The 11,648-nt window shown below is 67.4% G+C and carries 16 protein-coding genes; 7 read left to right on the top strand and 9 right to left on the bottom strand.

Annotation, left to right across the window (positions count from 1 at the left end; translation table 11 throughout):
* From JK358_RS04330 to JK358_RS04315, 4 genes are all read left to right on the top strand, one after another.
* Window positions 1-316 (top strand): AMP-binding enzyme (locus JK358_RS04330; protein WP_443677896.1); only part of this gene is annotated, 316 nt, incomplete at its 5' end.
* A 201-nt stretch (window positions 317-517) separates the two neighbouring features.
* Window positions 518-1,744 carry a Na+/H+ antiporter NhaA gene (gene nhaA / locus JK358_RS04325; RefSeq protein ID WP_201943675.1) on the top strand — a complete coding sequence of 409 codons (1,227 nt, stop codon included), beginning with the start codon at window positions 518-520 and terminating at the stop codon, window positions 1,742-1,744.
* A 51-nt stretch (window positions 1,745-1,795) separates the two neighbouring features.
* Complete coding sequence (locus JK358_RS04320) at window positions 1,796-2,308, top strand: phage holin family protein (protein WP_201943672.1); 513 nt, start codon at window positions 1,796-1,798, stop codon at window positions 2,306-2,308.
* A 23-nt stretch (window positions 2,309-2,331) separates the two neighbouring features.
* Entirely contained in the window at window positions 2,332-3,288 is a 957-nt protein-coding gene (locus JK358_RS04315) for an alpha/beta fold hydrolase (RefSeq protein ID WP_201943670.1), read from the top strand.
* A gap of 100 nt (window positions 3,289-3,388) precedes the next feature.
* On the opposite strand, the gene JK358_RS04310 is transcribed toward JK358_RS04315, so the two are convergent.
* From JK358_RS04310 to nth, 4 genes are all read right to left on the bottom strand, one after another.
* The gene (locus tag JK358_RS04310; RefSeq protein WP_201943663.1) at window positions 3,389-4,582 is read right to left on the bottom strand and encodes a MarP family serine protease; all 1,194 of its coding nucleotides are present in this window, start codon (window positions 4,580-4,582) and stop codon (window positions 3,389-3,391) included.
* On the bottom strand, window positions 4,579-5,304 hold the full coding sequence (locus tag JK358_RS04305; protein WP_201943661.1) for an NUDIX hydrolase: 726 nt from the start codon (window positions 5,302-5,304) through the stop codon (window positions 4,579-4,581). Before JK358_RS04305 ends, JK358_RS04310 begins: the two co-directional genes overlap by 4 nt.
* Window positions 5,305-5,389: 85 nt before the next feature.
* Window positions 5,390-6,067 (bottom strand): TlpA family protein disulfide reductase, encoded by a 678-nt coding sequence (locus JK358_RS04300; protein WP_307817281.1) that lies wholly within the window; start codon window positions 6,065-6,067, stop codon window positions 5,390-5,392.
* The gene (gene nth / locus JK358_RS04295) at window positions 6,064-6,828 is read right to left on the bottom strand and encodes an endonuclease III (RefSeq protein WP_372440609.1); all 765 of its coding nucleotides are present in this window, start codon (window positions 6,826-6,828) and stop codon (window positions 6,064-6,066) included. Before nth ends, JK358_RS04300 begins: the two co-directional genes overlap by 4 nt.
* A 211-nt stretch (window positions 6,829-7,039) precedes the next feature.
* Here nth and JK358_RS04290 point away from each other — a divergent pair, with 211 nt between their 5' ends.
* Entirely contained in the window at window positions 7,040-7,264 is a 225-nt protein-coding gene (locus JK358_RS04290; RefSeq protein WP_201943856.1) for a hypothetical protein, read from the top strand.
* A 275-nt stretch (window positions 7,265-7,539) separates the two neighbouring features.
* Complete coding sequence (locus tag JK358_RS04285) at window positions 7,540-8,214, top strand: Crp/Fnr family transcriptional regulator (RefSeq protein ID WP_019044571.1); 675 nt, start codon at window positions 7,540-7,542, stop codon at window positions 8,212-8,214.
* An 83-nt stretch (window positions 8,215-8,297) separates the two neighbouring features.
* Here JK358_RS04285 and JK358_RS04280 read toward each other — a convergent pair whose 3' ends face one another.
* The 5 genes from JK358_RS04280 to sp36 all read right to left on the bottom strand — a co-directional run bounded on the left by JK358_RS04280 (window position 8,298) and on the right by sp36 (window position 10,477).
* Window positions 8,298-8,651 carry a hypothetical protein gene (locus JK358_RS04280; protein WP_201943659.1) on the bottom strand — a complete coding sequence of 118 codons (354 nt, stop codon included), beginning with the start codon at window positions 8,649-8,651 and terminating at the stop codon, window positions 8,298-8,300.
* Entirely contained in the window at window positions 8,648-8,905 is a 258-nt protein-coding gene (locus JK358_RS04275; RefSeq protein WP_201943657.1) for a hypothetical protein, read from the bottom strand. The genes JK358_RS04280 and JK358_RS04275 overlap by 4 nt, the downstream gene beginning before the upstream one ends.
* 57 nt (window positions 8,906-8,962) lie before the next feature.
* The gene (locus JK358_RS04270) at window positions 8,963-9,769 is read right to left on the bottom strand and encodes an MBL fold metallo-hydrolase (protein WP_201943654.1); all 807 of its coding nucleotides are present in this window, start codon (window positions 9,767-9,769) and stop codon (window positions 8,963-8,965) included.
* 76 nt (window positions 9,770-9,845) lie between these two features.
* Complete coding sequence (locus JK358_RS04265; RefSeq protein ID WP_201943652.1) at window positions 9,846-10,313, bottom strand: RidA family protein; 468 nt, start codon at window positions 10,311-10,313, stop codon at window positions 9,846-9,848.
* Complete coding sequence (sp36, locus tag JK358_RS04260; RefSeq protein ID WP_122190876.1) at window positions 10,313-10,477, bottom strand: Sp36 family protein; 165 nt, start codon at window positions 10,475-10,477, stop codon at window positions 10,313-10,315. The genes JK358_RS04265 and sp36 overlap by 1 nt, the downstream gene beginning before the upstream one ends.
* A 149-nt stretch (window positions 10,478-10,626) precedes the next feature.
* Here sp36 and bagA point away from each other — a divergent pair, with 149 nt between their 5' ends.
* Window positions 10,627-11,646 carry an ATPase BagA gene (bagA, locus tag JK358_RS04255; protein ID WP_201943650.1) on the top strand — a complete coding sequence of 340 codons (1,020 nt, stop codon included), beginning with the start codon at window positions 10,627-10,629 and terminating at the stop codon, window positions 11,644-11,646.
* Window positions 11,647-11,648: the final 2 nt, after the last annotated feature.

Here is an 11,648-nt window from a genome sequence, read left to right as displayed (position 1 = left end):
TGTGGCCGAGGCGGCAGTCGTGGGAGCCTCCGACGCCACCACCGGTCAGGGCATCGTCGCCTTCGTGATCCTCACCGCCGAGGCCAAGGACACCGGCGAAGACCTCGCCACCGAACTCAAGGCCGAGGTCTCCCGCGAGATCTCCCCCATCGCCCGCCCGCGTGAGATCCACGTGGTCCCCGAGCTGCCCAAGACCCGCTCCGGCAAGATCATGCGCCGCCTGCTGCGCGACGTCGCCGAGGGACGCGAACTGGGCGACACCTCCACCCTGGTCGACCCCAACGTCTTCGAAGCCATCCGAGCGGGCAAGGCGTAGCCGACCGATCGCCGAATCAGCCCCGCGACCGCACGGTCGCGGGGCTTTTCGTGTGGCGGTGAACAGTGCGACCCGAGTAGGCCGTTAGAATTGCGTAAAAGGTGTGCCGGGAAGTCTGGTCGGCATGCGGCCTTCGACCACCTTCCTGGAAGTGGATTCGCACGCCGCTGTTCTGTCGAACCACGGTGAAAGGTGCACCTCGTGATCGCTCAGGTCCGCTCCGAGCTCGCTCGCTATCTACGGACCGAAACATTCGGTGGCGCACTGCTTCTCATCGCCGCGGCGGGTGCGCTGATCTGGGTCAACTCGCCGTGGGGCGCGTCGTACGAGACCATGATCAACACCAAGCTGGCGATTCCCGCGCTGCATCTCGATCTCACGCTGGCCGACTGGACCAAGGACGGTCTGCTGGCCGTCTTCTTCTTCGTCGCGGGGCTCGAGCTCAAACGTGAGCTGGTGGTCGGCGAGCTGGCCGAACGCAAGAAGGCGACATTGCCGATCATCGCGGCGTTCGGCGGCGTGCTGCTGCCCGCCCTGATCGCGATCGGCGTGGGCTGGGGCGTCGAGGGCATGGACCGCGGCTGGGCCATCCCGGTCGCCACCGATATCGCGTTCGCGCTCGCGGTGCTCGCCATGACCGGCTCCCGGATTCCGGCCGGCGCCCGCGTATTCCTGCTCAGTCTGGCGGTGGTCGACGACCTGATCGCCATCATCCTGATCGCGGTGCTGTTCACCACCACGCTGAAGTTCCTGTGGTTGCTGATCGCCATCCTGTGCTTCGCGGGCTGGGCGGGCGCGCAGAAGCTGCGGTGGAGCAATCCGGTCGTCTATGTCCCGCTGGCTCTGGTGGCCTGGTATGCCCTGCACGAGGCCGGAATTCACGCGACCCTCGCGGGCGTCATCCTCGGTCTGCTCACCCGGGTGCGCCCGGATCCGGATGAGGACGAGCATTGTGTGCCCGCGGCAAATCTGGAGCATTTCTTCCAGCCGATCTCGGCGGCGCTCTGCGTTCCGCTCTTCGCACTGTTCGCGTCGGGTGTGCCCCTGAATTCGGAGGTGTTCTCCGAGCTGTTCGTGAACCGGCTCTCCCTGGCCGTCATCCTCGGCCTGCTCGTCGGCAAAACTCTGGGAATCTTCGGATTCAGCTGGCTCGCAGTGCGTGTCGGCCTCGCCGAGAAACCCGCGGATCTCTACTACCGGGACATGTTCGCCCTGTCGGTACTAGGGGCGATCGGCTTCACGGTTAGCCTTCTTGTGGCAGAACTCGCACTCGCGGACGTCGGCGACGGCTCCGCGGTCGAACTCGCGAAAGCAGCGGTGTTGCTGACGTCATTGGCGGCTTCCCTGGCTGGTTCGGCGCTACTGTTGCGTCGTGGGCGTGCCCACCAGGCACGACGTGACGAGCGGGCACTGCAAGGACAAGAGTGACCGACGGGGCCGGACCGGGCCGAGTCGAAGAGACGGAGAAGGGTCGAGCAATTGAGCTACACAGGCGGTAACGGGCAGGACGGGCGCCGGACCCGCACCATTTCCTCGATTCCGTTGTCCGATGTCGACACTCACGCATCGGCGACCATCGGCACCCTGGTGCGTGATGCCACCGAGCAGATGTCGACGCTGGTGCGCGCCGAGGTCGCCCTGGCCAAGGCCGAGGTGACGGGCGAGGTCAAGAAGGGTCTGCAGGGCTCCATCTTCTTCATCGCGGCACTGACGGTGCTGCTGTTCAGCTCGTTCTTCTTTTTCTTCTTCCTGGCCGAACTGCTGGACGTGTGGGTGTACCGCTGGCTGGCGTTCCTCATCGTGTTCCTGCTGATGATCGTCACCGTGGCGCTGTTCGGGCTGCTGGGCTATCTGAAGGTGCGCAAACTGCGGGCCCCGGAGAAGACCATCGAATCGCTGAAGGAAGCGAAGACGCTGATTCCCAGCGGTTTCAGCGGACACGGTGATCAGACCGTGCCCGCCACGACCGAACTCGGCAGGTCCCGGAACTAGCTCTTCGATTACGCTTCCTCGGCGTGTCGTCGAATTCGCAGCCGGATCCGTCCGCCGTCCGCTACGACGGACCGTGGGCCCATCGGGACGTGCATGCCAACGGCATTCGCTTCCACGTGGTCGAAGCCATGCCCGCCGCCAACGGGACGGTCTTCGCGGATCCGGATACGCCGCTGATCGTGCTGCTGCACGGGTTCGGCGACTTCTGGTGGTCGTGGCGGCATCAGCTGACCGCGCTCGCCGAACGCGGCTACCGGACGGTGGCCGTGGACCTGCGCGGCTACGGCGACAGCGACAAACCACCGCGCGGCTACGACGGGTGGACGCTCGCCGGCGACATCGCCGGGCTGATCCGGGCGCTCGGGCACACCGACGCCACGCTAGTCGGGCATGCCGAGGGCGGGCTGGTGTGCTGGGCCACCGCGGTCCTGCATCCGCGGGTGGTGCGGTCCATCGCGCTGGTCAGCTCACCGCATCCGGCGGCGCTCAAACAGTCGGTGCTGAAGGACGGCAGGCAGCGCAAGACCTGGCTGCCGAACTTCCTGCGCTATCAGCTGCCCCGGTATCCGGAGAATCTGCTCACGAAGGACGGCGGCGCGGAGATCGAACGCCTCATGCGCAAGCGGGCCGGTGAACGGTGGTCGGCGACAGCCGAATTCGCCGACACCGTGGCACGCATGCGCACGGCCATCCGGATTCCCGGTGCGGCGCACTGTGCCCTGGAATACCAGCGCTGGGCCTTCCGCAGCCAATGGCGGCCCGACGGTGCGCGTTTCATGGAGACCATGCGGGAGCCGGTGCGAATCCCGGTGCTGGCCATGTACGGCGAGCAGGACCATTACGTGCTGGCGAGCAGTGTGCGGCGCGGGCAGGAGCTCTCGCCCAACCGCAGCATCGTGCCGATCCCGGGCGTGGGTCACTATGCGCACCAGGAGAATCCGGAAGCCGTGACCGCGGAGATCGCGAAACTGCTGTCCTGAGTCCGGCCCGTCCGAGGGTGAGCCGCATCGTCGCAACCGAATCCGCTGCTACGACATCGAGCGCCCCCGCGGCTGTGGGGGCGCTCGATTCGTCTGCGGCTCAGCTGAGGACGCAGCTGCCCGTCTCGACCGGGGCCGAAACATTCGGCGCCGCATTCACTTCCGGGCGCACCTCGTCCAAGGTCAGCACGTAACCGGTGTCATCGTCGGTGACGGCGGCGCCGAACACCACACCCAGGACGCGGCCCTCGGTGTCCACCAGCGGGCCACCCGAGTTACCGGCGCGCACGGTGCCGCGCAGGGTGTAGACCTCGCGCTCCACATTGTCGTCGCGATAGATGTTGGGGCCCTTGAGCTCCAGGGTCTCGCGGACGCGGGCCGCGCTGGCCGTGTAGCGGCCGCCGCCCGGGTAGCCGAGCACGATGGAGCTGGTGCCCGGTTCGGCCGGTTCCGGCGCGAGCGGCACGGTCGGCACGTCCAGGCCGGGCACCGCGAGGATCGCGACATCCTTGGACGGGTCGAACAGCACCACCGTCGCGGGCAGCGAGCCGCCCGCGACGTCGACGGCCACGCTGGTGGTGCCGGCGACCACGTGCGCGTTGGTCATGACGCGTTCCGGCGCGACGACGAAGCCCGAACCCTCCAGCTGCCGCTGGCAACTCGGGGCCACACCGCGGATGCGCAGCACGCTGTGCTGCAGAGACCGCACCACCGGCAGGTCGAGCACGCCGCCGTCCGGCGGATCCACCGCGGCGATCTGCACCCGCCCGAACGGGCCGATGACATCCGGCAGCCCGGAGGTGTTGAGCAGGTTGGAGAACTCGTTGGGGACCTTGCGCAGCCAGTTCGGCGCGACATGGTCCACATTCACCAGGACCTGCGAGTTCTTCACCGCCGCCGCGATTCCCGGCTGCGAGGAGTTGGTCAGCGGCAGCGCCAGCAGCCATGCGGTGGCCAGCACCGCCACCGCCTGCAGGCCCGCACCGACCACGCTGTCCACGCTGCGGGTGAACGGATCGCGCATACCGCTGCGCGCGGCGCGCCCGAGCACCATGCCGGCGACCTCGCCGACGATCACCAGCGCCACGATCAGCAGTACGCCGACCAGGACCCGGCTGCGGCCCTCGCTCAGATGCTGCAGGATGTGCGGCGCGATGAGGATGCCCGCCACGGCTCCGAGTAGCACGCCGAGGAAGGCGAGCGCCGACGCGACCGCGCCCTGCCGCCACCCGGAGGTGGCCGCCAGCAGGGCGAGGATCACGATTCCGATGTCGAGCCAGCCCGAGGCAGTCATAACGTCATCCCAACCGCGGCCAGTGAGGCCTGCAGATCACGCACATCGTGATGGTCCCATTCCAATTCCCAACCGGATACCGCTAGTAGACCGGCCAGCACTCCACCGGTGAACCCCCATACAAGCATGCCGTCGACCGCGAAGGCGGGGCCTTTGTAACCGAGCGGATGCCGGACCACGAACCGGTTGGCCGGATCGACGAGTTCGGAGATCGGCACCCGCACCACTCGCGCCGCCTCGGTTTCACTCACCACACCCACTTCACCGGGGGTCCGCCAGTAGGCGACGACCGGTGTGACCTCGAATTGCGAGGGCGGGACGAAGATCTTGGGCAGGAGGCGGATCGTCTCGACGCCGGCGGGATCGAGGCCGGTCTCCTCCTGGGCCTCGCGCAGTGCGGTGCCGATCGGGCCGTCGTCGCCGTCTTCCACACCGCCGCCCGGGAAGGCGACCTGCCCGGAGTGCGTGCGCAGGGTCGCGGCCCGCTGGGTCAGCAACACGTCGGCGTCAGCGGGCAGTCCGCCCAGTGCGTTCGGATCCGATTCCGGCGAGCCGCCGAACAGCACCAGCACCGACGCCTGCTTCGGACGGCTGATCGCACTGGCCACCCGCCGCAGCACCGGATTCACACCCGTCGGATCGGCCGGTTCGTGTTCGGCGACCGCGCGTAGCCACTCCGGAATCCGCGAACCCACACCGTTGCCGGAAATCTCACTGCTCATACCCATACCCCTGGTAACGCCACAACTTCGCTTCGATGCCACGCCCTCGCGCGCATGCCGGGACGACGGAAGGCGTATGCGCACCTCACGCCTTTACTCCGAGTTCGGCCGAGACGGTGTCGGCGATGTCCTGGACGCTGTGGAAGGCGCGGACCTCGACCTTGGCCACGGTGCCGTCGGGGCGGACGAGGATCGAGATGGGCAGGACCTGGGGTGCGCCGACGGCCTTGCGGACCCGCACATCCGGGTCGGCGACGCCGGGCAGGTGAATGTCGAGGCCGGTCAGGCGCATCAGGCCCTTGGCGGTGGCGGGGTCGCTGTGCACGGTCAGCACGGTGACGGCGTCGCCGACCTGCTCCGAATAGCGTTGCAGCAGAGGCAGTTCCTCGGCGCACGGGCCACACCAGTAGGCCCACAGGTTGATCAGGGCCGGTTTTCCGGCGAGGGCGGTGGCCAGGTCGACGGGCCGGCCGTCGGGCAGGCATTCCAGGGTGATACCGCGCAGCGGGCTCGACTCGCTGACCGGCGCACCGCTGGGCGCGGGGCATGCGGCGAGCGCGGCGGCCGCGCGATCGGCGGCGGAAACCGCCGGGGCCGCGGGCGTTGTCGTCGTTCCCGCGGCGGTGCTCTCGTCTTTTCCGCCGACGCTCGACCACACCACGATGCCGATCGCGACGGCGACGACCACCGCCGCCACCGCCCACCGCCACCAGGTGTTACCGCCGGGAGCCGGAGCCCCGGTTTTCTCGAGCGTGGGTGTCACAGGCCCACCAGTTCGAGGAGATGCTCGGTCTCCGGGCCTTTGATGAGGGCGGCGGCCTGCGCCGGATCGGTGGGGCCGAGCCCGTAGGAGGGGCAGTCCTTGGCGAGGATGCACGCGCCGCACGCGGGCTTGCGGGCATGGCACACCCGTCGCCCGTGGAAGATCACGCGGTGCGACAGCATCGTCCACTCTTTGCGTTCGATGAGGTCGCCGACGATGTGTTCGACCTTCACCGGGTCTTCCTCGTCGGTCCACTTCCAGCGGCGCACGAGCCGGCCGAAGTGGGTGTCGACGGTGATGCCGGGGACGCCGAAGGCATTGCCGAGGATGACATTGGCGGTCTTGCGGCCGATGCCGGGCAGTTGCACCAGCCTGTCGAGTTTGTTCGGGAGTACGCCGTCGTACTGTTCGACGAGTGCCTGCCCGAGCCCGATGAGCGAGTTGGCCTTGTTGCGGTAGAAGCCGGTCGGCCGGATCATCTCCTCGAGCTCGGTCCGGTTGGCTTCGGCGTAGTCCTTCGCGCTCCGATACTTCGAAAACAGCGCCGGTGTGGTCATGTTCACACGAACATCGGTGCATTGCGCGGAAAGTATTGTGGCAACAGCCAATTCGAGCGGAGTGGTGAAATCCAGCTCGCAGTGCGCGTCGGGGAAGGCGAGGGCGAGTTCGCGGTTCATCCGGCGGGCGCGGCGCACCAGTCCGGTCGGTGTCTCCTTGGCGCGTTTGTTCGCTTTGCGCACGCGCGCGACTGTGCCTGCCACCGGCGCGGATTCGGCCTCGGCGGTCGCGTCGGCGGGCACGGCGGTTGCCGCGGGGATGCCCGATTCGGCCCCGTTCGCGGCCGCGCTGGTTTTGGAGACACGCACGCGTCCACCTTACGGAACCACCCGGTCCCGACAACCGGGCTGAGCGGACGCCGTGTTCCATCTGAGACCTTCTCCGTGTTTACTCACCCCTATGCAAGGACTCGCTGTGGTGCTGTTTCCGATAGCGCTGATGCTGTTCGCATTGGTGATGGAACGTGTCGAGAACCGGCTACGCAAGTTGCTCGAGCCGGATCCGGAAGTCCAGCAGTACCTCGATCGAGCCACGAACGCCGAGGTCAGTGACCTCACCAAGCTGGGTGTTCCCGCCGCCGCCGCACGGGCGCGCCGCCGGAGCCCGGCCAAGGGCCTGGACGTCGCCCAAGCCAGCTGAGCAGTCCGTTTTGTCTGATCGCCGCATCTGGTCCGCACCGGGTGCGGCGCTTCCGGTGGGGGGCCGGGTTCCCGAATGGTCCTGCGGCGTGTCGCCCGCATAGGATTCGCGTGTCGCGAAATCGCTTCTGCGTGTCGTGTAATGCGGTTTAGCGTGTCGCAAGTGAGCTAGCCGCGTGGTGTCTATCACTACCCGGTGGTATTGCAAAGTAGACTGCACTGTCGGCCGAGTTGCCTCGGTCCAGTACAGAGCCATTTCCCATAAGGAGCACATTCGTGGACGAGGCCCTCGCCAGAGCAGGCATCTTCCAAGGCGTAGAGCCCACCGCGGTGGCGGCTCTCGCCAAACAGCTGCAGCCCGTGGACTTTCCGCGCGGGCACGTGATCTTCAACGAGGGCGAGCCGGGCGACCGGCTGTACATCATCACCTCCGGCAAGGTGAAGATCGGCCGCCGTTCCCCGGACGGCCGTGAAAACCTGCTGACGATCATGGGCCCGTCGGACATGTTCGGCGAGCTGTCGATCTTCGACCCGGGTCCGCGCACCTCGACGGCCACCACCGTCACCGAGGTCCGCGCGGTCACCATGGATCGGGACGCGCTCAAGGCGTGGATCGACCAGCGGCCGGAGATCGCCGAGCAGCTGCTGCGGGTACTCGCCCGCCGCCTGCGCCGCACCAACAACAACCTGGCCGACCTGATCTTCACCGATGTACCAGGTCGTGTCGCCAAGGCGCTGCTGCAGCTCGCACAGCGTTTCGGCACCCAGGAGGCCGGGGCACTGCGCGTGACCCACGACCTCACCCAGGAGGAGATCGCCCAGCTGGTCGGCGCCTCCCGCGAAACCGTGAACAAGGCCCTGGCCGACTTCGCGCACCGCGGCTGGCTGCGACTCGAGGGCAAGAGCGTGCTCATCTCCGACTCGGAGCGGCTCGCCCGCCGCGCCCGCTAAGGGTCCAGGGGAACAGAGACTCGTAGGGACCGGGTCGTCACCGCAAGTGACGACCCGGTCCCTACGCGCATCCAGAGCAGGCGCTAGTCGTCGCCGAACAGGCCGAACTCGGCCCTCAAGCGGGTTCGGATCTCTCGCCAGGTATCGAGAGAACACTCTCCGATCGGAGATTGCTGACCCTGATCGTCGGTCAGCCAGGGAACGTAGACGGTGTCGATCTGATCGGTGCGGACCCACCCCGGAATCGGGTCCGAATCACCGAGAGCAACCGAGGTCAGCAGTCCGGGGTCGCGGTTTTCGATCCGGGCCACCCGTACCCACTTCTTGCCGGAAGCGAGGTTCGGAGTCGCGGTGAGGATGATTCGGTAGGGGGTACGTTCGTCGTCGTCGCGGGCGGGGCGTTGCTGGGCGTAGCGCCAGAATTCGCCTTGTTTCACGCAGCGTGCCCCCGATGGTCGCGGGCAGCAGCGGCCTCGGCGGCCTGCTGATCGGCGAGTTGCTCGCGAGCCGCGGTCTCGTCGTCACGAGCGCTGTCGCGGACAGCGGCTCGTAAGGCGTCCTCATGTAGTGCCCAATTACGAGCACATCGCACGACATACGGGGAATAGTCCATGCCAGCCAAAGCAGCGGCGGCACGCAGCAAGCGGTCGGTGTCCTCGTCGATGCTGATGGTGACCTTCTTCGTAGCCATACCCATAGACCATACTCGCGTTATGGCGCACTGGAGGAGCTTTGCAGTCTGCGCCGATCAGCCGTGCGAACGGATATACGCGAGTTGGGCTTTCACCGAACTGTGGGCAGCCGGCCAGAGCCGCTTGTCCACATCGGCGTAGACGACGGCCACGATCTGCAGGGCCTTCGCTTTCGGGCCGAGCTTCTCGAGTGCGTCACGCACCTGCTGGAGGCGTTCCTCCCGGTGCTTGATGTAGTAGGTGATGACCGGTTCGGCGTCGGCGTGGTCGGGGCCGTGAGCGGGCAGCAGGTGGCGGCCCGGGGCGGCCTCGGCGAGACGCTTCAGCGAGGTCAGGTAGTCGGCGAGGGCGTCATCTCGGGATTCGAGGACCGTGGTGCCCGTGCCGAGGACCGTGTCACCGGTGAGCAGGGCGCGTTCGCCGTCGGGGCCGTCGATGAGCAGGCTGATGGAGTCCTCGGTGTGACCGGGGGTGGCCAGGACGGTGATGCGCAGGCCCGCGGCCTCGATGACCTCGCCGTCGGTCAGGACCTGGTCGGTGCCGTGCAGGAATTGCGGATCCACGGCGCGCACGGGGGTGCCGGTTTCCTTGACCAGGCGGCTGATTCCGCCGGTGTGGTCGGCATGGTGGTGGGTGACGATGGTGAGGGCGATGTTCCCGCCGGTCTCCCGGACCAGGGCCTCGGTGTGCTTGCGGTCCTTCGGGCCCGGGTCGACCAGCACGTATTCGGAGCTACCGGGCGCGCGCAGCAGCCAGGTGTTGGTGCCCTGCAGGGTCATTCCGCTGGGATTGTCGGCGAGCACGACGGCCGCCGACGGGGTGACCTGGCGCAACTGCTCGTATGCGGGATGGGTGAGCGTCATATTTTCGTCCTAATGCAGGGCGCGCGGTGAGTCCAGGTTTGGACTCACCGCGCTTTCGCTTGTGCTGCAGGTGCTTTCAGCGCACTTCCGCGATGAGCTCGACCTCGACGGGGGTGTTCTTGGGCAGCTCGGAGACGCCGACGGCGGAGCGCGCGTGCACGCCCGCGTCGCCGAAGACCTCGCCCAGGAAGTTCGACGCGCCGTTGATGGCCAGCGGCTGATCGGTGTAACCCGGTGCGGAGGCGACGAATCCGACGACCTTCACGATGCGCACCACATTGTCGAGGCCCACCAGATCGTGCACGGCGGCCAGCGCGTTGAGGGCACACAGCTGGGCGGCCTCGGCGGCCTGCTCGGTGGTGACCTCCGCGCCGACCTTGCCGGTGACGGTGAGCTGACCGTTCACGAACGGCAGCTGGCCCGAGGTGTAGACCAGGTTGCCGGTGCGCACGGCCGGGATGTAGGCGGCGACAGGCGCTGCGACGCCGGGCAATTCGAGCCCGAGCTTCTCCAGGTTCGCTGCCCAGTCGGTGGCGGCGGCCATCAGTTCTTGGCCCGCTTCAGGTAGGCGACGTGCTGTTCGCCGGTAGGTCCGGGCAGCACGGTGACGAGCTCCCAGCCGTCGGCTCCCCACTGGTCCAGAATGGCCTTGGTGGCGTGCGTCAGCAGCGGCACGGTCGCGTATTCCCACACGGTCACATCACTCATGGGCTGAGGGTACTTCGTGGGCGTGACGGCACCTACGGCACGGCGGGCTCAAAAGGAAGCCCAGAGTGGTGTATCAGACAGTAGCCTGTCCCTCTGGGCAAGATTTCAGAACGAGTTATAGGCTCGCGATTGTGGGAGTACCGATAGCAGTGCCCGTTTCGGTTGAGCCGGGGGTCGAAGCAGGGTGGCCGGAGCGAGCGGACAAGGCCCGCTTGCACTATGTATCCGGCAAAGGTGGGACCGGGAAGTCCACGGTCGCGGCGGCACTGGCACTCGCATTGGCCGCAGGGGGCCGACGCGTGCTGCTGGTGGAGGTCGAGGGTCGGCAGTCGATCGCGCAGCTCTTCGATCTGCCGCCGTTGCCGCCTACCGAGACTCGTATCGCCACCGCGGAGGGTGGCGGCGAGGTCATCGCACTGGCCCTGGATGTCGAGCATGCCTTCCTGGAATACCTGGACATGTTCTACAACCTGGGTTTCGCCGGGCGTGCCATGCGCCGGGTCGGTGCCATCGAATTCGTGACCACGATCGCGCCGGGCCTGCGGGATGTCATCCTGACCGGCAAGATCAAGGAATGCGCGGTGCGCGCCGACAAGTCGGGTAAACCGGTCTACGACGAGATCGTGATCGACGCGCCCCCGACCGGACGCATCGCCAGCTTCCTGGACGTCACGCAGGCCATGGCCGAGATCGCGGGCGGCGGCCCGATCGCCTCGCAGGCCGAGGGCGTGTCCAAGCTGCTGCATTCGCCGCAGACCATGATCCATCTGGTGACGCTGCTGGAGGCGCTGCCGGTGCAGGAGACCGCCGACGCGGTCGCCGAACTCACCGCCAACGACCTGAACATCGGCACCGTCATCGTGAACCGGGCCAGCGAGGGCTTCCTGCCGCGCGCGGTGCGGGAACAGGCCGCGCGGGGCAATTTCGACGAGGACGCGCTGAAGGCCGGACTGGCCGAGGCCGGAATCTCGCTGTCCGAGGCGGACTTCCAGGGCCTGGTGGCCGAGGCCGTGGAGCATTCGGCGCGACTGCAGGCGCAGGACGAGAACGCCGCCGATCTGGCGCAGGTGAACATCTCCCGGATGTACCTGCCGTCGCTCACCGACGGTATGGATCTGGGCGGGCTCTACGAGCTGGCCGAACATTTGAGCGCCCAGGGGGTCCGCTAGTC

Origin of the sequence: Nocardia acididurans (genome assembly GCF_016741815.1) — a bacterium.
In the GTDB taxonomy this organism is placed as follows: domain Bacteria; phylum Actinomycetota; class Actinomycetes; order Mycobacteriales; family Mycobacteriaceae; genus Nocardia; species Nocardia acididurans.
Note: the sequence above shows the minus strand (reverse complement) of the source record. Positions and strands in the feature narration are given on the sequence as shown.